The organism is Serratia sp. LACPHL-BACT-2024-00286, from assembly GCF_043109535.1.
GTDB lineage: Bacteria > Pseudomonadota > Gammaproteobacteria > Enterobacterales > Enterobacteriaceae > Serratia > Serratia sarumanii.
On record NZ_JBICNA010000001.1, the window covers coordinates 193,469 to 219,923 of the forward strand.

General features: G+C 59.0%; 27 protein-coding genes. 14 read left to right on the plus strand and 13 right to left on the minus strand.

Annotation, left to right across the window (positions count from 1 at the left end; all coding sequences use genetic code 11):
- Positions 1-11: 11 nt before the first annotated feature.
- The 13 genes from tssJ to ACF8MC_RS01010 all read right to left on the minus strand — a co-directional run bounded on the left by tssJ (position 12) and on the right by ACF8MC_RS01010 (position 12,520).
- Entirely contained in the window at positions 12-542 is a 531-nt protein-coding gene (gene tssJ / locus ACF8MC_RS00950; protein ID WP_048321733.1) for a type VI secretion system lipoprotein TssJ, read from the minus strand.
- 29 nt (positions 543-571) lie between these two features.
- Entirely contained in the window at positions 572-1,072 is a 501-nt protein-coding gene (tagV, locus tag ACF8MC_RS00955; protein WP_033638520.1) for a type VI secretion system accessory protein TagV, read from the minus strand.
- A gap of 44 nt (positions 1,073-1,116) precedes the next feature.
- Positions 1,117-1,509, minus strand: a complete 393-nt coding sequence (locus ACF8MC_RS00960; protein WP_004934933.1) for a DUF4150 domain-containing protein — start codon at positions 1,507-1,509, stop codon at positions 1,117-1,119.
- A gap of 16 nt (positions 1,510-1,525) precedes the next feature.
- Positions 1,526-2,161, minus strand: coding sequence for a DUF3540 domain-containing protein (locus tag ACF8MC_RS00965; protein ID WP_033653621.1), 636 nt, complete (start codon positions 2,159-2,161; stop codon positions 1,526-1,528).
- 30 nt (positions 2,162-2,191) lie between these two features.
- Positions 2,192-3,259 (minus strand): pentapeptide repeat-containing protein, encoded by a 1,068-nt coding sequence (locus tag ACF8MC_RS00970; RefSeq protein ID WP_060430230.1) that lies wholly within the window; start codon positions 3,257-3,259, stop codon positions 2,192-2,194.
- Complete coding sequence (locus ACF8MC_RS00975) at positions 3,256-5,808, minus strand: DUF2169 domain-containing protein (RefSeq protein WP_164104849.1); 2,553 nt, start codon at positions 5,806-5,808, stop codon at positions 3,256-3,258. Before ACF8MC_RS00975 ends, ACF8MC_RS00970 begins: the two co-directional genes overlap by 4 nt.
- A 170-nt stretch (positions 5,809-5,978) precedes the next feature.
- Positions 5,979-6,479, minus strand: coding sequence for a hypothetical protein (locus ACF8MC_RS00980; RefSeq protein ID WP_049194648.1), 501 nt, complete (start codon positions 6,477-6,479; stop codon positions 5,979-5,981).
- Positions 6,480-6,580: 101 nt separating this feature from the next.
- The gene (locus ACF8MC_RS00985; protein WP_033647801.1) at positions 6,581-6,970 is read right to left on the minus strand and encodes a DUF3592 domain-containing protein; all 390 of its coding nucleotides are present in this window, start codon (positions 6,968-6,970) and stop codon (positions 6,581-6,583) included.
- Positions 6,971-6,980: 10 nt separating this feature from the next.
- Positions 6,981-9,320: a type VI secretion system Vgr family protein gene (locus ACF8MC_RS00990; RefSeq protein WP_033647800.1), complete on the minus strand. Its 2,340-nt coding sequence runs from the start codon at positions 9,318-9,320 to the stop codon at positions 6,981-6,983.
- Between the two features lie 830 nt (positions 9,321-10,150).
- On the minus strand, positions 10,151-11,185 hold the full coding sequence (locus ACF8MC_RS00995; RefSeq protein ID WP_164104848.1) for an NADP-dependent oxidoreductase: 1,035 nt from the start codon (positions 11,183-11,185) through the stop codon (positions 10,151-10,153).
- Between the two features lie 85 nt (positions 11,186-11,270).
- A complete protein-coding gene (gene uspC / locus ACF8MC_RS01000) occupies positions 11,271-11,690 on the minus strand; it encodes a universal stress protein UspC (protein WP_033635011.1) in 420 nt (139 codons plus the stop codon).
- Positions 11,691-11,887: 197 nt separating this feature from the next.
- Positions 11,888-12,103: a transcription modulator YdgT gene (ydgT, locus tag ACF8MC_RS01005; protein ID WP_033635010.1), complete on the minus strand. Its 216-nt coding sequence runs from the start codon at positions 12,101-12,103 to the stop codon at positions 11,888-11,890.
- Positions 12,104-12,157: 54 nt separating this feature from the next.
- Entirely contained in the window at positions 12,158-12,520 is a 363-nt protein-coding gene (locus ACF8MC_RS01010) for a hypothetical protein (RefSeq protein WP_164104847.1), read from the minus strand.
- Between the two features lie 928 nt (positions 12,521-13,448).
- On the opposite strand from ACF8MC_RS01010, the gene flhD reads away from it, so the two are divergent.
- The 14 genes from flhD (at position 13,449) to ACF8MC_RS01080 (ending at position 26,428) form a co-directional block, all read left to right on the plus strand.
- On the plus strand, positions 13,449-13,799 hold the full coding sequence (gene flhD / locus ACF8MC_RS01015; RefSeq protein ID WP_033635008.1) for a flagellar transcriptional regulator FlhD: 351 nt from the start codon (positions 13,449-13,451) through the stop codon (positions 13,797-13,799).
- On the plus strand, positions 13,799-14,383 hold the full coding sequence (gene flhC / locus ACF8MC_RS01020; RefSeq protein ID WP_016927281.1) for a flagellar transcriptional regulator FlhC: 585 nt from the start codon (positions 13,799-13,801) through the stop codon (positions 14,381-14,383). Before flhD ends, flhC begins: the two co-directional genes overlap by 1 nt.
- A gap of 144 nt (positions 14,384-14,527) precedes the next feature.
- Positions 14,528-15,418: a flagellar motor stator protein MotA gene (gene motA, locus ACF8MC_RS01025; protein WP_015378266.1), complete on the plus strand. Its 891-nt coding sequence runs from the start codon at positions 14,528-14,530 to the stop codon at positions 15,416-15,418.
- Positions 15,415-16,485 carry a flagellar motor protein MotB gene (gene motB, locus ACF8MC_RS01030; RefSeq protein WP_392423096.1) on the plus strand — a complete coding sequence of 357 codons (1,071 nt, stop codon included), beginning with the start codon at positions 15,415-15,417 and terminating at the stop codon, positions 16,483-16,485. Before motA ends, motB begins: the two co-directional genes overlap by 4 nt.
- Positions 16,482-18,473 (plus strand): chemotaxis protein CheA, encoded by a 1,992-nt coding sequence (gene cheA, locus ACF8MC_RS01035; RefSeq protein WP_164104845.1) that lies wholly within the window; start codon positions 16,482-16,484, stop codon positions 18,471-18,473. Before motB ends, cheA begins: the two co-directional genes overlap by 4 nt.
- Before the next feature lie 32 nt (positions 18,474-18,505).
- Positions 18,506-19,006, plus strand: a complete 501-nt coding sequence (gene cheW / locus ACF8MC_RS01040) for a chemotaxis protein CheW (RefSeq protein ID WP_025303271.1) — start codon at positions 18,506-18,508, stop codon at positions 19,004-19,006.
- Between the two features lie 195 nt (positions 19,007-19,201).
- Positions 19,202-20,872 (plus strand): methyl-accepting chemotaxis protein, encoded by a 1,671-nt coding sequence (locus ACF8MC_RS01045; RefSeq protein ID WP_033635005.1) that lies wholly within the window; start codon positions 19,202-19,204, stop codon positions 20,870-20,872.
- A gap of 76 nt (positions 20,873-20,948) precedes the next feature.
- Complete coding sequence (locus tag ACF8MC_RS01050) at positions 20,949-22,565, plus strand: methyl-accepting chemotaxis protein (protein ID WP_086580036.1); 1,617 nt, start codon at positions 20,949-20,951, stop codon at positions 22,563-22,565.
- A 37-nt stretch (positions 22,566-22,602) separates the two neighbouring features.
- The gene (cheR, locus tag ACF8MC_RS01055; protein WP_025159837.1) at positions 22,603-23,475 is read left to right on the plus strand and encodes a protein-glutamate O-methyltransferase CheR; all 873 of its coding nucleotides are present in this window, start codon (positions 22,603-22,605) and stop codon (positions 23,473-23,475) included.
- Positions 23,475-24,524 (plus strand): chemotaxis response regulator protein-glutamate methylesterase, encoded by a 1,050-nt coding sequence (locus tag ACF8MC_RS01060; RefSeq protein WP_033635003.1) that lies wholly within the window; start codon positions 23,475-23,477, stop codon positions 24,522-24,524. Before cheR ends, ACF8MC_RS01060 begins: the two co-directional genes overlap by 1 nt.
- 102 nt (positions 24,525-24,626) lie before the next feature.
- Positions 24,627-25,016 (plus strand): chemotaxis response regulator CheY, encoded by a 390-nt coding sequence (gene cheY, locus ACF8MC_RS01065; RefSeq protein ID WP_004934862.1) that lies wholly within the window; start codon positions 24,627-24,629, stop codon positions 25,014-25,016.
- Between the two features lie 10 nt (positions 25,017-25,026).
- Positions 25,027-25,671 carry a protein phosphatase CheZ gene (cheZ, locus tag ACF8MC_RS01070; RefSeq protein ID WP_004934858.1) on the plus strand — a complete coding sequence of 215 codons (645 nt, stop codon included), beginning with the start codon at positions 25,027-25,029 and terminating at the stop codon, positions 25,669-25,671.
- 125 nt (positions 25,672-25,796) lie between these two features.
- The gene (gene vapB / locus ACF8MC_RS01075) at positions 25,797-26,030 is read left to right on the plus strand and encodes a type II toxin-antitoxin system VapB family antitoxin (RefSeq protein WP_041035628.1); all 234 of its coding nucleotides are present in this window, start codon (positions 25,797-25,799) and stop codon (positions 26,028-26,030) included.
- Entirely contained in the window at positions 26,030-26,428 is a 399-nt protein-coding gene (locus ACF8MC_RS01080; RefSeq protein ID WP_033640020.1) for a type II toxin-antitoxin system VapC family toxin, read from the plus strand. The genes vapB and ACF8MC_RS01080 overlap by 1 nt, the downstream gene beginning before the upstream one ends.
- The last annotated feature ends 27 nt before the right edge of the window (positions 26,429-26,455 follow it).

The following is a 26,455-nucleotide window of genomic DNA, read 5'->3' on the forward strand; positions in this document are numbered from 1 at the left end:
GCAGCGGTAGGTCAGTCGACCTTTTTTACGGGGCGCAGGCCACTCACGCCCGCGACGATATGCGCTTCCAGCTCATCCGGCGAGAATTGCCATACCTTGTAGAAATTGGTTTCGGTGGGTTCCGGCAGCGGCAGTGAAAGGCGCCAGGTTTTGCCGTCCAGATTTTGATATTCGGCGATCACGCCGATGTAGCGCGCATCCAACGCGCTTTGCCCACCGAGTTTTTTGCCGGTCTGGCCCGGCGTCAGGAAGAACTGATCGCTGTCCAGCAGGCTATTGCCGAGCACGCTTTTGGCGTCGTTTTGCAGACTGAAGAAGTCGGCATCCATGAATTCCGCATCCGAACGCAGCAGCAGCACGCGAATTTTTATCGGCGCCGGTTGCGCGCCGGCGGCGGCGTTGACCTGGCGATCGGCATCGAACACCAGGCTGTAACGCGACGGCACGCTTTTGGCGGAAGACATGCAGCCGCCGAGCGCCAGTGCGCCCAGCAGTAGAAAAAGCATCCCGCACCAGCGGGAAGCGATAGGGGTCGTCATCATGGGAATCTCGTCGCCCGCAGGCGTGCTGACTACTGGAGGATCCAGGTGGCTGAGCCGGCGTTTTTACACGCCTTGCTGTCGCCGCCGACTTTGACGCAGTCCTGTTTGGCGGCGCGCGCGCGGCGCGGCAGATCTTTGCGCAGCGTCGATTTGTAGCGCGCTTCCGGTACGCCGGCGTTGGCCTGGATGTAACCCACCAGGTCGCCGCCCCGGATGGCGGAGATCGCCAGCCAGTTGTTTTCCACTTCGCCCAGCGCGTAGAACGCGGCGGCGTTGTCCAGGCTGCCGACGGCGGTGCCGGTATAATTCGGGCTGCTCATGATGCTGGCGGCGTACAGGCTGCGGTACTCCTCACCGATCGGCTTGAACTGTTGCGGCGCGCTCACTGCGGCGCGGTGCTTTAGCGTGACGCCGTTGACCTCACTGCTGACGATGGCGTCGTTATTGAGCGCCGGCGGCGGTGGCGGCGGCGTGGAACAACCGGCAAGCGTCAGGGCGGTCAGCAGCGTCAGGGTAATCCGTGTTTTCACAATGTCCTCTTCTTGTTTAATGGCTGTGTAATAGGGCGCCGTCATCAGGGCGCAAGCAGCAACACTTTTAATTGGCTCGGCACGATGCGCATGCCGAGCGCGTTGGTGGAATTTTGCAGGCTGAGGCTGGTCAGCCGGGTGGCCGGGGTGCCTTTGAGCAGCACGGTAAAGGCGCCGGTCAGGTGGCGGGACGGCCCCATCACTGTCCCGGAGGCGACGCCGGTGGCCACGCCGGGGTTGTCGCCGTTGGTCAGCGGCGTCACCGTCGCCATGTTGTGCGCCGGGGTGCCGACGAACAGAATGTTGAACGCGTTCGGAATGGCGGTCGGCGCCAGGGCGATATCCGGGTAGGGCACGGGTACTGGCGCCGGGCTTGGCGTCAGACAGACGTCGGGAAACGCCAGGTCCACGCCGATCATTTGGCTGTTGGCAAACATAAAAGGCCTCCGCAGGTTATCCGACGTGGATTTGTTCCGAATCCAGCTTGGTGATGTCTTTTGAAGTAATGAGCGTGTTGCGGGCATGAATGCGGGCGTAATCTTCCGCCTGGTAATCCAGCTGCCCGGCGCGCACGTGCTCGGTCTGGCGCACTTTGCGGAACAGCGAATGGCTGATCTGGCTGACCGAATGCCACAGCGACTCGCAGCGTTTGCCGACCAGGCGGCTGATGCTGACGAAGGCCGACAGCTCTTCGCCGCTGTATTTCATCTTGTCGACCTGGCAGTCGCCGCTGTTGGCCTGCAGCGTCATGGCGTCGCCGCTCAGTTTCAGCGCCTGCGCGCCGTGCAGCGACAGTGAGCCGCTCGGCGTTTCAATGTGCAGATCGCCTGCAACGCTCAGCCGCGCCGCGCTTTGCGGTTCCGCGCGCTCAAGGACGGCGATCGCCCACAGCTGGTGGCCGCAGCCGGCGACCAGCACGTTATCGCCGAGTGCCGGCGTCAGCAGGCAGCTCGCCGCCCGGCGGCAATGCCAGCCGCGGCCTTCGCACTCCACCACCAGACTGCCGTCCGGCAACAGGTTGACGACCTGGCCGGCGGCCTGCTGGGGCGGTGCGATGTTGACGGCGCGGGTTGTGTTGGCAACGCTCATGGTGATCCCCTCGTGAAGTGGTCAATGCATTCAGATTCGGCTCTGGCGCTGTGCGCTCCAGGTTTCGGCGGCGTACAGCTCTTCGTCGCGCTCGAGAATTCCGCTGCGATCGCCCCAGCGCGTTTGCTGCTGATGGGCGCGGTGCATGCGGGTGCGCATAAAGCGCGCGCGGCGGAAATCGGCGGCGCCGATGTCGGCATAACAGAAGTCGGCGTAGGTCAGGTCGCTGTCGCTGAAATCACAGCGCGCCGCGCGGCTGTGCTGGAATACGCATTGATACAGGCGCGCCTGGTTGAAGCTGGCGGCGTCCAACGTCGCTTCGCTGAAGATCGCCTGATCGAACTGCCCGCCGCGGCACTGCGCGTGGGTCAGATTGGCCTCCAGCCACAGTGACTGCTGCGCCTGCACGCCCGCCAGGTTGGCGCGCCGCAGCGAAGCGCCCTTAAAGTTGCTTTGACGCAGCGTCGCCTGGCTGAAATCGACGTCGTCCAGTTGGTTATCGGTAAACTGGCAGGCGATCAGGCGCTGCCCGGCGTAACTTTTGCCGCGGTGGTCACATTCGAAAAACGTGACGCGGTCGAAATCTGCCCCTTCAAACCGCGTGTCACGGAGGTTTAATCGGAAGAACGTGACAAGAGATAACCGCGCCTGATTCAACGCAGCGCCGTCGAGCGGGCTTTCGTAAAAGGTGGTGCGATCGTGCTGAGTGGCGGAAAAATTCGCGCCGGCCAATTGGCATGACATCCAGTGGCTTTGGTTGAGCGCCAGCCGGCTGAAGTCGCCCTGTTCAAGCCGGCAGTCGTTGAACATCGTCAGTTCGATATGGCTCTCGCTGAAGCGGCCGCCCGACATGGCGCACTGGTTGAAGGCCGTTTGCTTCAGGTTCGCCCGTGCAAATTGCGCCTGTTCGAGCCGGCAATTGCTGAAGACGCTGTCGCGCAGATCGCAATCGGAGAAGTTCACGCCGTTCAGGTTCAGTTCATTGAACATGCCGCCGGCCAAATCCATACCGGCGAATGACAGGCCGTGCAAATCCTCACCGGCAATCAGCTCGCCGCGTTTCACGCGCTGGCGTATTTGCTCTGGCTTTGAGGTCATACTTCCTTCCCGTTGTGGCGAGGCAATGTTTTCACCCTGGCGGTATAGGCGCCCTCGAGCCGGGTCGCCTGATCCACTTGCGACTGCGACAGGTCGGCCCGGAACAGATTGGCGCCCTGCAGGTCGGCGCCCGACAGCACGCATTTTTGCAGGATCGCCGCAATGAAATTGGCGTCGCGCAGGTTGGCGCGAGACAGATCGCTGCGAATGAACAGGCTGCCGCTGCCGTTGGCCTGACGGAAATCAGCCTCGTTCAACCGGCTTTCCGACAGGTCGCAATTATTGAGACGCGCACGGCTGAAATTGGCCCGCTGCAACGGCATCTGGCGTAAATTGCACTGGTTTAGCGTCGCGTCGCTGAAATCCGCCTGCGGCAGCAGCGTCTTTGCCGCGAAGGCGCAGGCCGTGAGGCGTGCGGCGCGGAAACTGAGGCTTTGCGTCTCGGTATCAACCCAGGCGCAGCTTTCAAGCCGCGCCCGATCGAAGTTCACCGCCTGCAAGCGGCATTTGACGAAGCTGACTTTGTCGAGCCGGGCGTGGCTGAATGTCAGCTGCTCCAGTTGCAGCTCCATCAGCGTAATGTTGGCCAGCGTGGCGCGGCTGAAATCACACTGCCCGAGCAAGGTTTCGTATCCCAGCAAATCGCGTAATGAGGCCATCGTGAAATCGCAGCGTTGAAACAACGTTTGCTGAATGTTGGTTTCGTGCAGCTGCGCGCCGCCGAAATCCGTCGCTTCGCATTTCGCCAGGGCCAAAGAGGCGTGGCTCAGATCGGCCTGCTGCAAGACGGCGCCGCTGAGATCGGCGCGCGCCAGCATCGCCTCGCGAAGGTCGCAGCCCGCCAGTCGGGTTTGGCGCAGATTGGCGTTTTCCAGCAAAGCGCCGCGCAAGTTAGCCTGGCAGAGATCCATGCCGGACAGATCGGCGCCGGTGAGATCAAGACCGCTGAGATCCTTATCACGCAGCATGGCGGCGGTGACGCGTTGGCGAATGATTTGCGCCAGATCGCCGCTTAAACGCAGCGCAGGGCTTTGCGCCTGTGCCGACATTAAATACATTTGGTGCAGCGCGCGCTCGCTTTCCCCCAGCTGTTTTTCGCTGAACGCGTCGGGATGCCGGCGCGCCTCCTGGAACAGCAGATCGCGCTGCTGCTGGTAGCTTTCCGCACCGGATGGCGGCACGTGATCCCCACCGGGATTGCGCGGATCGATACCCTCGGCTTGCGCCAGCTTGAGCATGTCCTGATACTGCGCCTCGGCCTGGCTTTCGAGACGCTCGACGAATTCGGCAAGCTCGTCCAGCTTCGGCGGCGCGTCTTGCGACGGCAGCGGGAACAGTTCATCGATGTCCTGGCCTTCACGCAGCAGGCGCTGGCGGTGCTCTTCGCGCTGCCGGTGCTCGTAGGCGGCGATATTTTCCGCCATCGGGCTTTGCTGCGTCGGCGTTTCCGTATCCAGCCAGGCGCCGATGCACGCTTCCGGCAACAACTCTTGCTCACGAAACGCGTGCAGAGCCCCCCGTTCCTTATCCAGCCGCTGGGTCAACACCTGCCGATAATGCGCGGTGGAGCGGGGCTCGCCTTCGATTTCCAAAGCCGGCATCAGCTGCATTACGTCGGCGGCATCGTCTTCATTGATGCGTGTGCTGCCCTGATAAATCAGCAGCATCTGTTCCCGATGCGGGAAGAACCAGACGGTGGTGTGGCGCATCGCGATTTCTTCGAAATGCGTTTCGTCGCCGCGCAGCCGGTTGATGAAACAGCGTGTGCGCCACGGCGGCAAATGACCTTGCTGCACCGGTTCTGAAGGGTGCATGTTCCAAATTCGATAGGCGGCGCGGGGCGGCAAACTGTCGCGTTGAGGAAACTGCTGATCGCTTTCCGCCATGTTGAACAGGCGCCAGTCGATATCGTTGGCGAAGCCGGGAAAGCCGTTTTTCAACCAGTCGGCGTCGTAGTTTTTACCGATGCGGGAGAAGCGGCGCGGCCAGGTGATATCCAACGCGTCAAAGCTCGCCGGTTGCGCGCTTTGCCGAGGAGACGCGAGGCGCCCCTGCAGCGGTTCAATATTGGGTAGGCGATGGATGCGGCCCTGCGGAAATGTTTCTGGAGTGGCGCCGATGCCGTGCGGATTATCGGCGAACTGGGTGCCGCCGTAAGCCCGGCGCCAGTCCAGACGCATTTCTGCAAAAGGGAGGGGAGTGGAGGGACGATCGTTGATCCAATGGCGATCGCCGAAAACCACCAGCGTTTTTTCCAGCGAATCCAGCTGGATCTTTACGGCGCAAGCGGTTTTGTCTTGTTGATGGTGGGTGTAGGCGTTACCGGTGGCGAGAAACTCCGCGCAGGCTTTGGGGATAGCCAAATCGAGCACGCCGCCGCTCAGCGTGAGTTCTTCGGCGGCCAACTGCCACAGCTCCGGTTCGGGGCGCAGGCGCGGGGAAGCCCCCATATCGGCCAAGGCCAAAACGGAAACGCCCAGATGGTTTTGCCCTTGCCAAGAGAAGGGGCGATGAAGCGCGCTGAGGCGCAGAGGTTTTACGACTTTCATTGTGTGTGTAAAGCTTCCTGTGGATATCAGCTGGCAGCCAGGCTGCTGCTCAAAAACAATCCGTTTTTCGGTTTAATAGATATCAGGCTATGTCACAACAGATGAAGAAAACGATGCGGCGTTCAGCGCCGATCGTTAATGCGGGGAGGGCCCCGCTTCGAAAGGGATGATCAAGAGGACAGTGCGCCGTCCTTCCCGTTTATTCCGCGAGCCAACAGCACGGCGGCGACGGACAATGCCGCGGCGATCGCTTTGGCGATAAATTGGCCGGCGCTCTCCAGGTGATAGGGGGCAAAAAACTCGACGTCGGCGGTGCCCAGAATCAGCAGCGCGGCGAGCGCCGCAAAACAGGGCAGCTCTATCGCCAGTGCCAGTCTGCCGGTGGGCGCCGCACCCAGATAACCCATCAAAAAGCCGGGCAAAATCAGGAACCCGATCAACTCTGCGGGGGCATTCACCGCAGACATCACCTGCTGGTTGTATTTCAGCAGCGCCAGCATCAGCGCGACAAAGATCAGCAACCGCGCAGGCAACGCGGCCGCTCGGCTGGCCGACAAAAAGGTTTTGCCGATCGCGGCGAGCAAGACGCAGCCAACCAGGATGCCAAAGAAGGTAAACAGGATTTGTCCCCAGAGGCTGTCCTGCGTCGAAAAGGCAATGAACGCGCCCATCGTGACACTTCCTTATGCAAGGTGAGTTAGCGAACCGATGAACGATAAGCCGTTGGCAGAGCGTTGCAATCGGATCGCGTGATTGAAAGAAGCCTTTTCGCTCAAAGCCGGGAAAGCTCTTCGATCACCGCTTTTTTGGGGTTCTTCGGGTCGTACTTGATCGCGGTGAAATGGCCCGGCTGATAACGCGGCAGATCCACGACGCTAATTGGGCCTTTCGCCACGGCCGTATGGTTTTTTCCGTCTTGGGCGATGTATTTGACTTCGACTTCGCAGACCGGCCGATTCCCGTCCCACAGGTTGGTCTGGCGAATGCTGACGATTTGCCCGGAGGCGGAAATACCGTTCTCCATCACGCTGAGGGAAGAACCGATATGTTTGAAATAACCCCAGATATCGACCGTGATGAATTTGAAAAAACCCACCAGGCTGAGGATAGGAGCCAATAAAATCAACCCGATAACGGTGAGAACATTTTTGGCCTTCGACATGGGAGTCCCTTTATAAAAAGATCGCCAGCGCCTTGGTGCTCAACCGTAAGGCGCCGTTGGTCACCAGCGCGCCAAGCTGAGTGAACGTCATGGGATCGTTACTGAGCTTGAAATTGGTTTTGCTGATCGCCAGCGGATTGTGCGAAATATCCAGCATCGTGTGTTTCAGGCTGGCTCCTGTCAACGCAAGATTGGAGCCGTAGAAGGCGAAGTTGGCCCCGGTCGCCACCCATTTCCAACCGTGGCAGTTATCTTTCCAGCTCGGTGTCTGCACCGACACGCCGTCCGCGCTGGTGATGTTGATCGTTTTCGCTTTGATGGTCAGCGTACCGGTGATCGTCGTGCTCTGATCGTTTTTGTAGGTCTCGGTGACATTCCCGGTGACGGTAGCGGTTTGGCCGCCGCCTTTAACCGTCAATTCCTGCCCGCCGGCGGTGATGGTGGTGTGCTGCCCGCCGGAGGTGATGTTGACCGTTTGCCCTTGCTTGATGGTGCTGGTTTGTTGCCCTTCGGTAATGTCGAGGGTCTGATTGCCCTTCACCGTGACGTGTTGGGTCTGCGTAATGTTTTGCGTCTGCGCGCCGTCAAGCTTGAAGGACTGATTGCCGGTGATGTCGATTTTATCGCCGCCGTCGATAATCGTCAGGTCGCGGCCGCCTTTGATGTTCACCGTCTGGTGGGCGTTCAGGTTGGCGGTTTCCAGCCCATCGACGGTGGTGGTGCGTTTCGCTTTGTACAGGAACGTGGCGTCGCCGGTGACGGTGTCGTCCTGCTTGCGGCCGATGGTGGTGGTGCGGCTGCCGTCAATATTGACGTTCTTGTCGTTTTCCACCGTCATGTTCATGTTGCGTTCGGCGTGCATGTCGAAAGATTCGTTGCCGGGCGAGTCTTCCAGGAACAGGAAGCTGGCGTTGTCGGCGCCGCCGCCTTTGCTGCGGCTCATAAAGCCCATTTTGGTGGCGTCGCCGGGCAGATCCCACGGCGGCATGCTGTCTTCGTTGTAAACGCGGCCGGTGATGATAGGGCGATCCGGATCGCCATTGATAAAGTCGACCACCACTTCTTCGCCCACGCGCGGGATCTGGATCCCGCCGTATTTCCAGCCGGCCCAGGCGCTGGAGACGCGCACCCAGCAGGAACTGGTTTCATTGCCGCTGCCGTGGCGATCCCAACGGAATTTGAGTTTCACCCGGCCATACTTATCGGTCCAGATGCTTTCGCCTTCCGGCCCCACCACTTCGGCAGTTTGCGGGCCGTGGGTTTTCGGCCAGGGCGTGATGCGCGCCGGGCGCCAATTGATGTCCGCCGGAACGACCTGAAATTCGGTACGCTGCTCGCCGACGTCGTTATCATTGCTGGCGTAGCTGTTTTCCTGCATGAAGTAATGCGCGCTGACCACCAGGTAGGCGCGGTTGTCCTCCATACGCGGCGCCTGGATCAGTTGAAAACGGTAGCCGGGCGCAATGCCCTGCGAACTGCCTTCGCCGCTCATCTGCTCGTGCTGCGCTTCGAACTCCTGCTGGCGAACCTTGACGTAAAACTGGCCGTGGGCGTGATCGGTATAACGCCCGGGCCAGTCGAACACCTCGGCTTTGTCCTGCGCGAACGAGGCGGGATTCTGCCGCGCCTCCAGCAACCGCGCGCGCGGCTTGCGAAAATCGTAGTCATCCAGGCTATACAGGCTGGGCGTGATGGCGTCCGAAACGCTCCAGCTGTTGATGCTGTCTTTGTTTTCCACCAGGCCGCCTTCCGCGAGCTGATAGGGAATGCTGGCGTAGCCGGCGAGTTCCTGATGCGCCGACGGCGCGTCAGCCAGCACCAGCGTATGGCCGTCTTGCTGGTGCGTGAAATAGTAATAGATGCCTTCGTGCTCCATCAGGCGACTGATGAAATCGAAATCGCTCTCCTGGTACTGCACGCAGTACCCCCAGATGCGGTAGTCGTAACTCAGGCGGTTATCGATTTTCACCTGATACTGCCCCAGCACCTGCGTCAGGATGTCGGGAACGGTCTTTTCCTGGTAGATGCGAAAATCGCGGTTTTGCGTCAGATACCACAGCGTGGGGCGCAGCACGGCGCGGTAGATATAGTAACGGTTGCCGCCGGCTTCCCTTCCGGAGAGGGTCATACGCGTGATATTGCCGTTGAGATAGCGCGGCGCCAGCGGATTGCCCCGCAGCTCCAACGTGATTTTTTGTCCCAGCAGCGCTTTCAGATCGAGCCGATTGTCGGGGCTGAGCAGCTCGACGTCGAACTCGAACAATCCGGCCAGTTTTTCCTCACCGGAAAGGCTTCTGAACAACAGCTGATGGGAGGGCAAAGGCGTGTGCGCAATGATAAGGCGATCCATACTATTCCCCGCTTTAGGCATAGCTACCGCACGAGAATTGACGCGCGATCCCGATGGCGTATCTGTCACGAATGGAGACAGGAACTGACGAAAGATTTAACAAAGTTTACACAAAGGCACGATTTGTGCAGTCTACAATAGAGCTCTGCATTTGCAAAATAGCCTTGTGGATCAATGCTCAATTCGTTAACTTGCTCACGATCTTGGTTTTAATCATCTAAAACATATACATGCGAGCAGATCATTTTTTATCTCAAATTATTGGATAATTGGTAATACCAAAAAATAAATCTGTAACACTTAAGTCAACGTGCTTATAAAACAACTCTTTTTTTACGTAAAAAAAGTCACTGACTGTTTTTTATCCTTACCATTTGCCACTTAAAGATGATCAAATATATAAATTTTCCGAATGTTAATTCGGATGATTCCTATTTGGTAGGCGTGGGAAGCCCCCTCTGCAGGCCGTTGGTCGAGGGGTTGAACGGTTGATAATGCAGCAATTATTAATGTGGACAGGGAGCGAAGGCGATTTGGCTTATCAGGCCGCAGAGCCAGATTAAGGCCGGGTCGCGCTTTGCCTGCCGGCCGGCGATCGGCTCAATGGGGAAAGACGTGATGGCCAATTCGTCAGGCAGCGGGAGAATGCGTACGCGTTGCGCGTTTGCCGGCGGCGGCGCATCCGGGCAAGCCGAGCAGGGCGCTGGCGGCGAGGGTGGAAGCGGTGCGCACTATCGTGCAGGTGACGCTGACGGTCGAGGAGGATGTGAGATTCGGCGACGGTGCCGTGCATTAAAAGCAGGGCGTGGTGTACCACGCCCTGTTACCGGTTACTCGTCGGCGACGCGGATCACCAACTTGCCGAAGTTCTTGCCCTGCAGCAGGCCGATAAACGCCTGCGGCGCCTGCTCCAGCCCGTCGACGATGTCCTCGCGGAACTTGATTTTTCCCTGTTCGACCCAACTGCTCATTTGTTGCAAGAACTCGTCAAAGCGTGAGCCGTAGTCGTCGAAGATGATAAAGCCCTGCATACGGATGCGTTTGCGCAGGATCAGTCCCTCCAGCAGCGGCAAGCGGTCCGGCCCCGCAGGCAACCCGGTGGCATTGTAATGGGCGATGATGCCGCACACCGGAATGCGCGCTTTGGTGTTCAACAGCGGCAGTACGGCGTCGAACACCGCCCCGCCGACGTTTTCGTAATAGATGTCGATGCCTTTAGGGCAGGCGGCCGCCAGCTGTTCGGCAAAGTCAGGGGCGCGGTGATCGATGCAGGCGTCGAAACCCAACTCTTCCACCACATAGCGGCATTTTTCCGCCCCGCCGGCGATGCCGACGACGCGGCAGCCTTTCAGCTTACCGATTTGGCCGACCACCGAACCGACCGCACCGCTGGCGGCGGCCACCACCAGCGTTTCCCCCGCCTGCGGTTGGCCGATGTCGAGCAGCCCCATGTAAGCGGTAAATCCCGGCATGCCCAGCACGCCCAGCAGGCGGGAAGGATGCGGCAGGTGCGGGCCGAGGTTGCGCAGGCCGCTGCCGTCAGACAGGGCGTAATCCTGCCAGCCGTCATAACCCAACACCCAATCGCCGACGTTGAAATCGGGATGCTGTGAAGCCGCTACGCGCGATACCGTGCCGCCCACCATCACCTGACCGATCTCCACCGGCGGCGCGTAGGAGGGGGCATCGCTCATGCGCCCGCGCATATAAGGATCCAGCGACAGATAAACGGTGCGCAGCACCAGCTGCCCGGCGCCGGGCTGTGGCACGGGGACGGTATCGAGACGGAAGTTGGCCGCCGTCGGTTCACCGTGCGGACGCGAGGCCAGCAGGAAGCGGCGGTTCTGTTGAGAAGAAGGGGACATCGAAAGCTCCTTTGCGTTGCGACAAACAAGATGCGTTAAGCCTAGTCCAGGGGCGGCAAGACAACGTTACCGAATGTGCTTAGCCTTAGAGCGGAACGATCAGCACGTCGATGTGGCTGATATTGATAAAGCGGGCGGCGGAACAGGAGACCTTATTCATCATGCCGTCGCGATGATTGCCGCAGATCAGCAGGTCGAACGGCTGACGGCGGCTGGCGTATTCCAGGCTGTCACCCAGCTCGCCGTGCACGATCAGCGCATCGGCGATCGGGTAGCCGGCGCGTTGACGCAGTTCCTCCATAAACAGCCGGGTTTCCTCCTCCATCAACGAGCGCAAATCCCCCAGCATCGGCCCGGCGAAATTATTGTACATTTCCGGGTTGGCGAGGGTGCTTAACAAGGTGATACTGCCGCCGTAAGGGCGGACGATGGAGACGGCTTTTTCCACCAGGCGGTGGCTGTCGGGGGCAACGGCGACGGTGACCAGAACGTTTTGATACCCCATATCCCACTCCTTGTTGTATCCATCGCATTTCAGGCTGCCGTGTCGGCGGCCTTGGCGGAGGTACTGCGTCGGATAAAGGGTAGAGCCTGGCGGGGGGAATAAATGTGTTTCGCATCACGCGCGGCAATAAAAGCCGAATTTACCCCGGTTATATAGCAATAAAAGATAAAACCGTTGCCGCACGTAATTTCACTGAATTAAAGCACCTGCGCCCACAGCGTTTTCGGCACCTTGCCCAGATCGAACAATTTGCCGGCAACCAGCTCGGCGCGACGGTGGTCGGCGGCGCGGTACATGTTGCTCATTTCTTTATCATTTTCAATGGAGTAGTTCAGTTTGTCGTACACCTTCTCCAGGCTGTCCAAAGAGGAGCATTTACGGAATGTCAGCAGATATTCGAGCGTATCGGTCATGATTAAAATATAGCCTGTTAATAGTTAAAGCCGGGTGAATAACACATCGGCGGCTCACGGCGACGCCGTCGAGGCAGCGATGTACGACCTGACAAAAATCATTTCAAGTAGATAAATTGCACCGGGTAATGATGTCACGCCGCACGTAACGGCGCTTTGATAAATCATAATATGCCAGTGCGCCGTCAGCAATCTCATCCTGCTGATAAACGGATAAATAGGGAAAGTCTCAGGGCGGCTGACGGCCGACGCGTCGTCGTTCTTGCCGTGCACAAGCTCGCGGCGCCGCGCCAGGCCATCTTTTGCGGTGATTTTTTCACCGTCCGTGGCGCCGCTGCGGCATTGGGCGGTGTTTGTCGTCGTCGCTTGCGCTGAAAAGCCGTTTTTCTCGATGGGGAAATATGAAGAGTAAAACAAAACTGCGTTTTATTTTATGACAATGAAGTGATGAAAACGTAAGCCATGTAAATAATCTCTGGGGGAGAGCGAATTATCACGGCGACAGAAAAAGAAATAAAAGGCATTAAAGTTTTATGGATTGCTGCCGATATGTCGTTTTGGGGAACTCTAATGTAGAAAAAGCATTCTTGCATCGCGCTAATACGGAAACATATCGTTACGTCTGTTTGCTTGTTCACTACGCCTGCGAATCATTGATAAGCCATAATCACCTGATGCGGAAAATTAGAACAGCTTCAGGCTGAGGGCTTAAGTCAAATCCGATAGCTAATAACCTTATAGTTTACACAAGTTATTTTTCGGCTTGGATATTTTTTAGTAACTCAAATGGTTATTTATACTGAGTTTGTTGCCTATATACAGATTTTTGTTCTGTTATTTTGGTTTGGTGATGCTTTTGTTCGAATTGATCTAAAAAAGATAATTTTTTGGCGGATAAACATTGTTTTTAAGACGTTTTTTTACCTATGGCTGTTTTGTGAACAAAATGGCGGTCAATAAGTGAGCGTATTTGGGTGTATTTGGCTTAATTATTTTTTATTTTTGTGATCCATGTCACATTGTATTTAAAATTGCCTCTCACTTACATTGTGTGTGCTAATGGTTCGGGGGTAGAGTTGCGCTGCTTTAGGAATAATCTTATTAAATTTGTAAAAATAGTTTCATGGTGACTAAACACTATCGAAGCAGAATGCTGTACATCCATACACGTTGGTTTACGCTCGTAGCAAATACTGAACAGTGGTCAAATTTAGCGATTGTTGAAAATTATAGCAGTCGTTTTTGAGAGATTAATTTGCCAGCTTTGGGAAACAACCCAGGTCACGGGCGATAAAATTTATCACCCAGCGTATGTTTTTAAACATAGTCTGTCGGGATGGGGAATATGGGTACGTCTGAATTACTTAAGCATATTTATGACATCAATCTGTCATATTTACTTTTAGCACAGCGTTTGATCAACGATGAAAAAGCGTCCGCGATGTTCCGTCTTGGTATTGATGAAGCCATGGCCGATGCGCTGGCGCAGCTGACTTTGCCGCAAATGGTTAAACTGGCCGAGACCAACCAGCTGGTTTGCCACTTCCGCTTTAACGAAAGCCAGACCATCGAACGCCTGACCAAAGAGTCGCGCGTCGACGATCTGCAACAAATCCATACCGGCATTTTGCTATCAAGCCATTTACTGCAAGAGCTATCGAATAAAGACGCTAGCCCGACGAAGAAAAGAGCCTGATGATGGTTGAGAAAAGTATCGTTCAAGAAGCCAAGGACATTCAGCTCGCCATGGAGCTGATTTCGCTGGGAGCCCGATTGCAGATGCTGGAGAGCGAAACCCAGCTCAGCCGCGGGCGCTTGATTAAACTTTACAAGGAGTTACGCGGCAGCCCGCCGCCAAAAGGAATGTTACCGTTCTCAACCGACTGGTTTATGACCTGGGAACAAAATATTCACTCGTCGATGTTTTACAATGCCTACCTGTTTCTGATGAAAAGCGGGCAGTGCAGCGGAGTGGAGGCGGTGATCAAAGCCTATCGCCTCTATCTCGAGCAGTGCCCCCAGCAGGCCGGCGAGGCGCCGTTGCTGGCGCTGACCCGTGCCTGGACGCTGGTGCGTTTCGTCGACAGCGGCATGCTGCAGCTCTCTGCCTGCAGCTGCTGCGGCGGCGCATTTATCACCCACGCGCACCAGCCGCTGAACGGTTTCATTTGCAGTTTATGCCAACCCCCATCCCGCGCCGTAAAAAGACGTAAACTTTCGCCGCAACTGGCCGATATTATTCCTCAACTGCTGGACGAGCAGGTCAAACGCGCCATTTGAGCCGCCACATTGCCGGCTCTCGGCAATGAATACCGACGTGTGATACGCAGGGGCGGCATGCCGCCCCCAGACACGCAGCCTGGTCTGTGCGCCAGGGCGCGTTTGCCCCACCTTCCATCCACATTGTTAATTTAAGGAATGCGTGTGCTAGTTATTTTGGGTTATCTGGTGGTATTGGGTGCGGTGTTTGGCGGCTACCTGATCGTGGGCGGCCATCTCGGTGCGTTGTATCAGCCGGCGGAGTTTCTGATTATCGGCGGGGCGGGGGTCGGCGCTTTCATCGTCGGCAACAACGGCAAGGCAATCAAAGCCACGCTGCGCGCGCTGCCGCGGCTGATGCGCCGTTCCAAATACAACAAAGATCTGTACATGGATCTGATGGCGCTGCTGTTCCGCCTGCTGGCCAAATCGCGCCAGCAGGGCATGCTGTCGCTCGAGTTCGATATCGATAATCCGCAAGAAAGTGAAATTTTTTCTAATTATCCGCGCATCCTTGCCGATAACACCCTGGTGGAGTTCATTACCGACTATTTACGGCTGATGGTGAGCGGCAATATGAATGCGTTCGAGATCGAAGCGCTGATGGACGAAGAGATCGAAACCTACGAGCAGGAAAGCGAAGTGCCCGCCGGCAGCCTGGCGATGGTGGGCGACTCCTTGCCGGCGTTCGGTATCGTCGCGGCGGTGATGGGGGTGGTGCACGCCCTGGCTTCGGCCGATCGGCCGGCCGCGGAACTGGGCGCGCTGATCGCCAACGCCATGGTCGGTACTTTCCTCGGCATTCTGCTGGCCTACGGCTTCATCTCGCCGCTGGCCACATTGCTGCGCCAGAAGAGCGCCGAAAACGTCAAGATGATGCAGTGCATCAAGGTCACGCTGCTGTCGAGCCTGAACGGCTACGCGCCGCAGATCGCCGTCGAGTTTGGCCGCAAAACGCTGTATACCACCGAACGTCCTTCTTTCGTTGAGCTGGAAGAACACGTGCGCCGCGTGAAAGCGCCGGCGCAGCAGGCGACGGAAGAAGAAGAAGCATGAAACAGAATCATCCGGTCGTTCTGGTCAGAAAGCGCAAGTCGCATCATGCCGCCCATCACGGCGGCTCCTGGAAGATCGCTTATGCCGACTTTATGACGGCGATGATGGCGTTCTTCCTGGTGATGTGGCTGCTGGCGATCGCCAGCCCGCAGGAGCTGACGCAAATCGCCGAATATTTCCGCACGCCGCTCAAGGTGGCACTGACCAGCGGCGACAAGAGCAGCTCCGAAAGCAGCCCGATCCCGGGCGGCGGCGACGATCCTACCCAGCAGCACGGCCTGGTGAGAAAGCAGGTCGATTCGCCGGACAAGCGCGCCGAAGAGCTGCGCCTGAACAAGCTGCGCGAAAAGCTGGATGAGTTGATTGAGTCCGATCCGCGCCTGAAGGCGCTGCGCCCGCATCTGCTGATCAACATGATGGACGAGGGGCTGCGCATCCAGATTATCGATAGCCAAAACCGGACGATGTTCAAAACCGGCAGCGCGCAGGTCGAGAGCTACATGCGCGATATTCTGCGGGCGATAGCGCCGATCCTCAACGATTTGCCGAACAAGATCAGCCTGTCCGGCCACACCGATGATATCCCTTACGCCAGCGGCGAGCGCGGCTACAGCAACTGGGAACTGTCGGCCGATCGCGCCAACGCCTCCCGACGCGAGCTGATCGCCGGCGGCCTGGCGGAAGGCAAGGTGCTGCGGGTGGTGGGCATGGCGGCCACCATGAGCCTGAAACAGCACGGCGCCGATGACGCGATTAACCGTCGCATCACCGTGCTGGTGCTGAATAAGCAAACGCAAGAAGGCATCGAACATGAAAATGCCGAAAGCAACGCGATGGATATCGACCAGCCGGACGGCCTGAAACAGCTGGCGCCGTCGGCGACTGCACCGGCCAGCCAAACGCCGGAGCCCTCGGCGGCAGCCCCGGAGCCGGCGGCGTCAACGCCAGCGCCTAGCGTCCCAGCGCAGGTATCCCCGGCGATAGCCCCGGCCGATCAGGCGCCGGAACAACCGGCGGCCGCACCCGCACCGACTAACCGCGACTCACAGCCAGAGGTGACCCCGTGAGCATGGACATTAGCGATTTTTATCAGACTTTCTTTGATGAGGCGGACGAGTTGCTGGCCGACATGGAGCAACATCTGCTGGAGCTGGATCCGCTGGCCCCCGATATCGAGCCGTTGAACGCCATCTTCCGCGCGGCGCACTCGATCAAGGGCGGCGCGGCGACCTTTGGCTTTTCGGTGCTGCAGGAAACCACCCACCTGCTGGAGAACCTGCTGGACGGTGCAAGACGCCAGGAAATGAGCCTGAGCACCGAGATTATCAACCTGTTTCTGGAAACCAAAGACATTATGCAGGAGCAACTGGACGCCTATAAAACCTCGCAACAGCCTGACGCCGAAAGCTTTGAATACATTTGCCAGGCGCTGCGCCAGCTGGCGTTGGAAGTGCAACAGCAGCAGGCGGCGCCCGCGGCTCAACCGGCCGTTCAGCAGCCTGTCGTGAAGCCGGCGGCGATCGAAGGCGGCATGCGCATCAGCCTGAACGGGCTGAAAGCCAGTGAAATTCCCTTGATGTTGGAAGAGCTGGGCAACCTCGGTGAGGTTAAAGACCCTCATCAGACGGAACACAGTCTGGACGTGACGTTGCTCACCTCCGCCAGCGAAGACGACATCAGCGCCGTGCTGTGCTTCGTGCTGGAACCGGAACAAATCAGCTTCTCGACGCCGACGCCGAGCGAACCGGCCGTCGCAGAAGCTAGCTTACCGGCAGCGGTCGCCGTGCCGGAACCTGCGCCGGCGCCGCCTGCCGCCAAACCGGCCGCCGCAGCGGCGGAAGCGCCGAAAGCGCGCGCCAAGGCGAGCGAGTCCACCAGCATTCGCGTGGCGGTGGAAAAGGTGGATCAGCTGATCAACCTGGTGGGCGAGCTGGTGATCACCCAGTCGATGCTGGCGCAGCGCTCCGGCACGCTCGATCCGGTCAACCACGGCGATCTGCTGAACAGCATGAGCCAGCTGGAGCGTAACGCGCGCGATCTGCAGGAGTCGGTGATGTCGATCCGCATGATGCCGATGGAATACGTCTTCAGCCGCTACCCGCGCCTGGTGCGCGATCTGGCCGGCAAGCTGAACAAGCAGGTGGAGCTGACGCTGCAGGGCAGCTCGACCGAACTGGACAAGAGCCTGATCGAACGCATCATCGATCCGTTGACGCACCTGGTGCGCAACAGCCTCGATCACGGTATCGAAGAGCCGGCCACCCGCATCGCCGCCGGCAAATCGGCGGTGGGCAATCTGGTGCTGTCGGCCGAACATCAGGGCGGCAACATCTGTATTGAAGTCATCGACGACGGCGCCGGCCTGAACCGCGAAAAAATTCTCGCCAAGGCCGCGTCGCAAGGGCTGGCGGTGAGCGACAGCATGAGCGACGAAGAGGTCGGCATGCTGATCTTCGCGCCGGGCTTCTCCACCGCCGAGCAGGTGACCGACGTTTCCGGCCGCGGCGTCGGCATGGACGTGGTGAAACGGAATATTCAGGAGATGGGCGGCCACGTCGAGATCCGTTCGCAGGCCGGCAAAGGCACCACCATCCGCATCCTGCTGCCGCTGACGCTGGCGATCCTCGACGGCATGTCGGTCAAGGTGAACGACGAAGTCTTCATCCTGCCGCTGAACGCGGTGATGGAATCGCTGCAGCCGCAGGCGGAAGATCTGCATCCGCTGGCCGGGGGCGAACGCGTGCTGCAGGTGCGCGGCGAATACCTGCCGCTGGTGGAGCTGTATCGGGTATTTGAAGTGGACGGCGCCAAAACCGACGCCACGCAGGGCATCGTCGTTATCCTGCAGAGCGCCGGCCGCCGCTATGCGTTGCTGGTGGATCAACTGATCGGCCAGCATCAGGTGGTGGTGAAGAATCTGGAAAGCAACTACCGCAAAGTGCCGGGCATCTCCGCCGCGACCATTTTGGGCGACGGCAGCGTGGCCTTGATCGTCGATGTCTCGGCGTTGCAAACCTTGAACCGTGAAAAGCGTCTGACGGACGCCGCCGCATAATAATGAGTTTATTGATTTAAAAGGTGAATGATATGGCAGGATTGGCAGCCGTCAGCAAATTGGCTGGCGAAACGGTAGGGCAAGAGTTTCTGATTTTCACCCTGGGCAATGAGGAGTACGGCATCGATATCCTCAAGGTGCAGGAAATTCGCGGCTACGATCAGGTGACCCGCATCGCCAACACGCCGGCGTTCATCAAGGGCGTCACCAACCTGCGCGGCGTGATTGTCCCGATCATCGATCTGCGGGTGAAATTCTCGCAGCAAAGCGTGTCTTACGATGAAAACACCGTGGTAATCGTGCTGAACTTTGGTCAGCGCGTGGTGGGCATCGTGGTCGACGGCGTTTCCGACGTGCTGTCGCTGACCGCCGAGCAGATCCGCCCGGCGCCGGAGTTCGCGGTGACGCTGGCGACCGAATACCTCACCGGTCTCGGTTCGCTGGGCGAGCGCATGCTGATCCTGGTGGATATCGAAAAGCTGCTGAGCAGCGAAGAGATGTCGCTGGTCGACAGCGTGGCGAAAAGCGTCTGATTCATGACCCCAGGGGGCAGGGCGCTGCCCCCTTCATCCATCACTCTTCCTGACCTGTCGCGGCGCCGCAGACCGCGCCCGGAACCCCCACTAAAAATAGTTACTTTCCCGCATAAAGTTTTGCCGCACGGCGCCGATAACTCTCACATTCAACGTCATCAGAGCCTGTCTGCGCGGGCTTCAACAAGGGAAATCATGTTAAATCGTATGAAGGTGGTCACCAGCCTGTTGCTGGTGTTGGTGCTGTTTGGCGCCTTGCAGTTGATTTCGGGCGGACTCTTTTTCTCCTCGCTGAAAAGCGATAAGGAAAACTTTACCGTCCTGCAAACGATCCGCCAGCAGCAGCTGCAGCTGAGTGAAAGCCGCGTTGACCTGCTGCAGGCGCGCAACTCCCTAAACCGTGCCGGTATTCGCTACATGATGGATACCAATAAGATCGGCAGCGGCGCCACCATTGATGAACTGCTGGCCAAGGCGAAAGAAGAGCTGGCCAGGGCGGAAAGACACTATGCCGCTTACGAAAAGATCCCTCAGGATCCGCGTCAGGATCCCCAGTCGGCAGAACGCGTTAAGCAACAGTACGACATTCTGTACGGCGCGCTCTCCGAACTGATTCAGCTGCTGGGCGAAGGCAAGATCAACGCCTTCTTCGATCAGCCTACGCAGAGCTACCAGGACAACTTTGAGCAGAGCTACAACCTGTATCTGGAGCAAAACGGCAAGCTGTACCAAATCGCGGTCGACGGCAGCAACAGCTCGTACAACTCGGCCATTTGGACGCTGATCGTGGTGCTGGTGGTAGTGCTGGCGGTGATCGTACTCGCCTGGACCGGCATCCATCATATCCTGGTGCGCCCGCTGAACCGCATGATTGACCACATCAAACAGATCGCCGCCGGCGACCTGACTCAGCAGATCGTGGTCACCAGCCGCAACGAAATGGGCGTGCTGGCGGCCAGCCTGAAACACATGCAAAGCGAACTGATCGAAACCGTCAGCGGCGTGCGTCAGGGCGCGGACGCCATCTACAGCGGCGCGTCTGAAATCGCCGCGGGCAACAACGATCTCTCCTCCCGCACCGAGCAGCAGGCCGCTTCGCTGGAAGAGACCGCTGCCAGCATGGAACAGCTGACCGCGACGGTGAAACAGAACGCCGAAAACGCCCGTCAGGCTTCACAGCTGGCGCTGAGCGCCTCCGAAACCGCGCAGAAGGGCGGCAAGGTGGTGGCCAACGTGGTGCAGACCATGCACGACATCGCCGGCAGCTCGCAGAAAATCGCCGATATCACCGGCGTGATCGACGGCATCGCCTTCCAGACCAACATCCTGGCGTTGAACGCCGCGGTGGAAGCGGCGCGCGCCGGCGAGCAGGGCCGCGGCTTCGCGGTGGTGGCCGGTGAAGTGCGCAACCTGGCGCAGCGCAGCGCACAGGCGGCCAAAGAGATCAAAGGCCTGATCGAAGACTCGGTCAGCCGCGTCGATATGGGTTCCGTATTGGTCGAGAGCGCCGGCGAAACCATGGGCGACATCGTCAACGCCGTCACCCGCGTGACCGACATCATGGGCGAAATCGCCTCGGCGTCGGACGAACAGAGCCGCGGTATCGATCAGGTTGGCCAGGCGGTAGCGGAAATGGACCGCGTGACCCAGCAGAACGCCTCGTTGGTGGAAGAATCCGCCTCGGCGGCGGCGGCGCTGGAAGAACAGGCCAGCATGCTGACCCAGTCGGTGGCGGTATTCCGCCTGAGGCCGGAAGGCCAGGAAGAGTTTAAAGCGCCTGTCACCAGCAAGGCGACGGTAACACCGGTAATCAATCATAAGAAAATGAACGCCAGCGATCTGCAGGATAACTGGGAAACGTTCTGACCGGTATCGGGCCTCTCTCGCAGCGGCCCTTTTCCCTACGTAGGCCGGTCGCCGGCCGGCTGCAAGGAGGTTCACAGTGTTTAACCGAATCCGTATCTCTACCAGCTTGTTCCTGTTGTTGATGACCTTCTGCGTTCTGCAGCTGGCCAGCAGCGGCCTGTCGTATTCCGCGTTTCGTTCCGATAACCACAACCTCGACATCATCACCCTCGGCAGCCAGCAGCGCGATTCGCTCAGCCTGAGCTGGGTGTCGCTGTTGCAGGCGCGTAATACGCTGAACCGCGCCGGCACCCGTGCGGCGCTGAAACTGCCGCAGGAGCAGGTGAACGAATTGATGAGCAGCGCCCGCAGTTCACTGCAGAAGGCCGATCTCTATTTCAATCAGTTTATGGCGGTTGAGCGCAGCAGTGAGCAACAGAGTCAGCAGACGGCAACCACCAAGGCCAGCTACGAGCGGCTGCGCGGCGCGCTGCGCGAGCTGATCGGCTTCCTGGAGAAAGGGGAGCTGCAGGCGTTTATGGATCAGCCGACGCAGAAAACCCAGGACCTGTTCGAAGCCGACTTCGTGCAGTACCTGCAGTTGGTCAACGGCGACATCAGCGAGGCCAGAGACGCCAACCAGTTCTCCTTCACGCTGGCGGGCCTGATGCTGGCGGGGGCGGTCTTGATGCTGATCGTGGTGACCGGCAGCGCCATGTGGTGGTTACGCACCATGCTGATACAGCCGCTGAACCAGATCCGCAGCCATTTTGAACGCATCGCCGCCGGCGATTTGGCGACGCCGATTCAGGTGTATGGCCGCAATGAAATCAGCATGCTGTTCGCCAGCCTGCAACGCACGCAGCAGTCGCTGATCGGCACCGTCGGCGCGGTGCGCGACGGCGCGGAGTCGATTCTGATCGGCCTGCAGGAGATCGCCGAAGGCAACAACGATCTCTCTTCCCGCACCGAGCAGCAGGCCGCGTCGCTGGAAGAAACCGCCGCCAGCATGGAACAGCTGACCGCCACGGTGAAACAGAACGCCGACAATGCGCGGCAGGCTTCTCAGCTGGCGCGCGACGCCTCGGCCACCGCGGCCAAGGGCGGCGAACTGGCCGGCGACGTGGTGACCACCATGCACGATATCGCCAACAGTTCGCAGAAAATCGGCGCCATCACCAGCGTGATTGACGGCATCGCCTTCCAGACCAACATTCTGGCGCTCAATGCGGCGGTGGAAGCGGCGCGCGCCGGTGAACAGGGGCGCGGTTTCGCCGTGGTCGCCGGCGAAGTGCGCAACCTGGCGAGCCGCAGCGCACAGGCGGCGAAAGAGATCAAGGTGCTGATCGATGAATCGGTCAGCCGCGTCAAACACGGCTCGGTGCTGGTGGAAAACTCCGGCGCCACCATGCAGGACATCGTGCGTTCGGTGACCCGCGTGACCGACATCATGGGCGAGATCGCGTCGGCTTCGGATGAACAGAGCCGCGGCATCGAGCAGGTGACGCAGGCGGTGACCCAGATGGATCAGGTCACCCAGCAGAACGCCGCGCTGGTGGAAGAGTCCGCTTCTGCCGCCACCGCGCTGGAAGAGCAGGCCATTACCCTGGCTGACGCGGTCGCGGTATTCCGTCTGGCGGACGATAACTTCGTCGCGCCAGGTAACAGCAACAACGCAGTTTCACCCGTGGTAAAGGAAGCCCAAGATTGTTAAACCGCATAAGCAGCACGTGTTTCCCCGGTGAGGTGGCATGAAACAGGCGCCGTCAACTTCTAACCGGGATACTGCGTCGATGTTGACGCAAATGGTGCAGCGCCTGCCGCTGTCGGACGTGCATTTTCGCCGTATCAGCCAGTTGATTTATCAACGCGCCGGCATCGTGCTGGCGGAGCATAAGCGCGAGATGGTTTACAACCGTCTGGTGCGCCGGCTGCGGCTGTTGGGATTGCACGATTTCGGCGACTACCTGGCGCTGCTGGAAAGCGATCCGAACAGCGCGGAGTGGCAGGCGTTTATCAACGCGCTGACCACCAACCTGACGGCCTTTTTCCGCGAGGCGCACCACTTCCCGATCCTGGCGGAACACGCGCGCTCGCGGCCGAACGGCTACAGCGTCTGGAGCACCGCGGCCTCGACCGGCGAAGAGCCGTATTCGATCGCCATCACGTTGAGCGATGCATTGGGCCAGCGGGCCGGCAGTTGCCAAGTCTGGGCCAGCGACATCGATACGCAGGTGCTGGAAAAAGCGGAAGCGGGCGTTTACCGCCAGGAAGATCTGCGCACCCTGACGCCGACCCAAATGCAGCGCTATTTCCTGCGCGGCACCGGGCCGCATCAGGGGCTGGTGCGCGTGCGGCCGGAGCTGGCGGCGCGGGTGAACTTTCAGCCGCTGAACCTGCTGGCGCCGGAGTGGGCGCTGCCGGGGCAATTCGACGCCATTTTTTGCCGCAACGTCATGATCTATTTCGATAAGGCGACGCAGGAGCGCATCCTGCGCCGCTTCGTTCCCTTGCTTAAGCCGGGGGGGCTGATGTTCGCCGGCCACTCCGAGAATTTCAGCCAAATCAGCCGGGATTTCTACTTGCGTGGGCAGACCGTGTATGGGCTGACCAAGGAGAGGTAATGAGTAAAATCAGAGTGTTATGCGTAGACGATTCGGCACTGATGCGTCAGCTGATGACGGAAATCGTGAACGGCCACGCCGACATGGAAATGGTGGCGACCGCGCCGGATCCGCTGGTGGCGCGCGATCTGATCAAAAAATTTAATCCCCAGGTGCTGACGCTGGACGTCGAGATGCCGCGCATGGACGGGCTGGATTTCCTCGAGAAGCTGATGCGCCTGCGGCCGATGCCGGTGGTGATGGTCTCTTCGCTGACCGGCAAAGGCTCGGAAATCACGCTGCGCGCGCTGGAGCTGGGCGCGGTGGACTTCGTGACCAAACCGCAGCTCGGCATTCGCGAAGGCATGTTGGCTTACAGCGAGCTGATTGCCGAGAAGATCCGCACCGCCGCCAGGGCGCGCCTGCCGCAGCGTTCCAACAGCCCGGCGCCGGCGATCCTCAGCCACGCGCCGCTGCTGAGCAGTGAAAAACTGATCGCCATCGGCGCTTCCACCGGTGGCACCGAAGCGATCCGCCAGGTGCTGCAGCCGCTGCCTGCCACCAGTCCGGCGCTGCTGATCACCCAGCACATGCCGCCCGGTTTCACCCGTTCGTTCGCCGAGCGGCTGAACAAGCTGTGTCAGATCACGGTGAAAGAAGCGGAGGACGGCGAGCGCGTGCTGCCGGGCCATGCCTACATCGCGCCGGGGGATCGCCACCTGGAACTGGCGCGCAGCGGCGCCAACTATCAGGTGAAGCTGCATGACGGCCCGGCGGTTAACCGCCATCGTCCGTCTGTCGACGTGCTGTTCCGCTCGGTGGCGCAATATGCCGGCCGCAATGCGGTGGGCGTGATCCTCACCGGCATGGGCAACGACGGGGCGGCGGGGATGCTGGAGATGCACCGCGCCGGGGCCTATACCCTGGCGCAAAACGAGGCGAGCTGTGTGGTGTTCGGCATGCCGCGCGAGGCGATCGCCGGCGGCGGCGTCAGCGAAGTGGTCGAGCTGGACAGGATGAGCCAGCGCATGTTGGCGCAGATCGCCGGCGGCCAGGCATTGCGCATTTGATTTTAGTCCGCAGGGTCTACTCGGCGGCGATATGACCCAGGTTCGCCGCGCGGCGGCCTGCGGTTTTGCATCATTAAACGGTTAACTATTTCAGGAGTAACAATGGCAGACAAGAACCTCAGATTTCTGGTTGTGGACGATTTTTCCACCATGCGTCGCATCGTCAGAAATCTGCTCAAAGAGCTGGGCTTCAACAACGTCGAAGAAGCTGAAGACGGCGCGGATGCGCTGAACAAGCTGCGCGCCGGCGGTTTCGACTTCGTGGTGTCCGACTGGAACATGCCGAACATGGACGGGCTGGAGCTGCTGCAAACCATCCGCGCCGATAGCGCGCTGGCCGCGATGCCGGTATTGATGGTGACGGCGGAAGCCAAGAAAGAAAATATCATCGCGGCGGCGCAGGCCGGCGCCAGCGGTTATGTAGTGAAACCATTTACGGCGGCGACGCTGGAAGAAAAGCTCAACAAGATTTTTGAAAAATTGGGCATGTAAGGAGAGGGCGATGAGAGACATTCCAATGCCTGCCAGCGATGCAGCGACCGCGGGAGAGATCATCTCCCGCATCGGCCAACTGACCCGAATGCTGCGCGACAGCATGCGCGAACTGGGGCTCGATCAGGCGATCGCCCAGGCGGCAGAGGCGATCCCGGATGCGCGCGACCGTCTTGACTATGTCGTAACCATGACGGCGCAGGCGGCGGAACGGGCGTTGAACTGCGTGGAGGCGGCGCAACCGCGCCAGGCGGAGCTGGAATCCGGCGCGAACGCGTTGAAGGGGCGCTGGGACGAGTGGTTCGCCAATCCTATCGAACTGGACGACGCGCGTTCTCTGGTCAACGACACGCGCCAGTATCTGGATCAGGTGCCGGGCCATACGGCCTTCACCAACGCCCAACTGCTGGAGATCATGATGGCGCAGGACTTCCAGGATCTGACCGGTCAGGTGATCAAGCGCATGATGGACGTGGTGCAGGAGATCGAAAAGCAGCTGCTGATGGTACTGATGGAAAACATGCCGGAGCAGCCGGTGAAGGAAAAACGGCCGAACGACAGCCTGCTGAACGGCCCACAGCTCGATCAGAACGGCGTCGGCGTGATCGCCAACCAGGCGCAGGTCGACGATCTGCTCGACAGCCTCGGTTTCTGAGGCTTATCGGGGCGCGCAGCGGCGCGCCCCGAAAGTTGCGCTGTGCCCCGCAAAGATTAATGTATATAGCGTTGCTATATACATCATGGCGGTTATAATTTGTACTCTAGTTAAAGGAGGTTGCCATGACGTTAGGTTCTGTCTTTACCAATAATCGGACACAGGCTGTACGCTTGCCTGCAGAGGTGCGTTTCCCTGATACCGTTTCTAAAGTGACCGTCCGCGTAGTGGGCAAAGAGCGCATTCTTGCCCCCCTGGAGAATACCTGGGACAGTTTCTTCTGTGCGGAAAATGAGGTGAGCGATGATTTCCTCAATGAACGTGCCGGGCAGCACCAGCGCGAGCGGGAAGATTTTTGATGTTCAGTCATATGCTGGACACCAACATTGTTATCTATGTCATTAAGCGCCGGCCGCTGGAAGTGCTGGAGGCATTCAATCGTTATGCAGGTAAAATGGTCATTTCGTCAATCACCTATGGCGAATTGGTTCACGGGGTGGAGAAAAGCGCTCGCCCAGCGGTGAACGCCAGAGTGGTTGAGGATTTTGTCTCCCGATTGGACATTCTCGATTACAGCGCCAAAGCGGCATCGCACTACGGCAACATCCGGGCTGCGCTGGAACGCCAGGGAACGCCTATTGGCGTAAACGATCTACATATCGCCGGGCATGCGCGCAGCGAAGGATTGATACTGGTGACCAATAATCGACGCGAATTTGAGCGCGTTGAGGGTTTGCGGCTGGAAAATTGGTTGTAATGTTTCCCCCTTGATTGTCTCATCCCC

Excerpts from the sequence above, each read along its gene's own strand:
- ACF8MC_RS00980 (WP_049194648.1), bottom strand. The coding sequence starts at position 6,479 with ATGGGCGCGTTCATTGCCTTTTCGACGCAGGACAGCCTCTGGGGACAA.
- cheW (WP_025303271.1), top strand. The coding sequence starts at position 18,506 with ATGGCAGGATTGGCAGCCGTCAGCAAATTGGCTGGCGAAACGGTAGGG.
- flhD (WP_033635008.1), top strand. The coding sequence starts at position 13,449 with ATGGGTACGTCTGAATTACTTAAGCATATTTATGACATCAATCTGTCA.
- motB (WP_392423096.1), top strand. The coding sequence starts at position 15,415 with ATGAAACAGAATCATCCGGTCGTTCTGGTCAGAAAGCGCAAGTCGCAT.
- cheY (WP_004934862.1), top strand. The coding sequence starts at position 24,627 with ATGGCAGACAAGAACCTCAGATTTCTGGTTGTGGACGATTTTTCCACC.
- flhC (WP_016927281.1), top strand. The coding sequence starts at position 13,799 with ATGATGGTTGAGAAAAGTATCGTTCAAGAAGCCAAGGACATTCAGCTC.
- ACF8MC_RS00995 (WP_164104848.1), bottom strand. The coding sequence starts at position 11,185 with ATGTCCCCTTCTTCTCAACAGAACCGCCGCTTCCTGCTGGCCTCGCGT.
- cheZ (WP_004934858.1), top strand. The coding sequence starts at position 25,027 with ATGAGAGACATTCCAATGCCTGCCAGCGATGCAGCGACCGCGGGAGAG.
- ACF8MC_RS00985 (WP_033647801.1), bottom strand. The coding sequence starts at position 6,970 with ATGTCGAAGGCCAAAAATGTTCTCACCGTTATCGGGTTGATTTTATTG.
- vapB (WP_041035628.1), top strand. The coding sequence starts at position 25,797 with ATGACGTTAGGTTCTGTCTTTACCAATAATCGGACACAGGCTGTACGC.
- ACF8MC_RS01060 (WP_033635003.1), top strand. The coding sequence starts at position 23,475 with ATGAGTAAAATCAGAGTGTTATGCGTAGACGATTCGGCACTGATGCGT.
- ACF8MC_RS00960 (WP_004934933.1), bottom strand. The coding sequence starts at position 1,509 with ATGTTTGCCAACAGCCAAATGATCGGCGTGGACCTGGCGTTTCCCGAC.
- uspC (WP_033635011.1), bottom strand. The coding sequence starts at position 11,690 with ATGGGGTATCAAAACGTTCTGGTCACCGTCGCCGTTGCCCCCGACAGC.
- tssJ (WP_048321733.1), bottom strand. The coding sequence starts at position 542 with ATGATGACGACCCCTATCGCTTCCCGCTGGTGCGGGATGCTTTTTCTA.
- ACF8MC_RS00975 (WP_164104849.1), bottom strand. The coding sequence starts at position 5,808 with ATGAAAGTCGTAAAACCTCTGCGCCTCAGCGCGCTTCATCGCCCCTTC.
- ACF8MC_RS01080 (WP_033640020.1), top strand. The coding sequence starts at position 26,030 with ATGTTCAGTCATATGCTGGACACCAACATTGTTATCTATGTCATTAAG.
- ACF8MC_RS01045 (WP_033635005.1), top strand. The coding sequence starts at position 19,202 with ATGTTAAATCGTATGAAGGTGGTCACCAGCCTGTTGCTGGTGTTGGTG.
- ACF8MC_RS00965 (WP_033653621.1), bottom strand. The coding sequence starts at position 2,161 with ATGAGCGTTGCCAACACAACCCGCGCCGTCAACATCGCACCGCCCCAG.
- ydgT (WP_033635010.1), bottom strand. The coding sequence starts at position 12,103 with ATGACCGATACGCTCGAATATCTGCTGACATTCCGTAAATGCTCCTCT.
- cheR (WP_025159837.1), top strand. The coding sequence starts at position 22,603 with ATGAAACAGGCGCCGTCAACTTCTAACCGGGATACTGCGTCGATGTTG.
- ACF8MC_RS00990 (WP_033647800.1), bottom strand. The coding sequence starts at position 9,320 with ATGGATCGCCTTATCATTGCGCACACGCCTTTGCCCTCCCATCAGCTG.
- ACF8MC_RS00970 (WP_060430230.1), bottom strand. The coding sequence starts at position 3,259 with ATGACCTCAAAGCCAGAGCAAATACGCCAGCGCGTGAAACGCGGCGAG.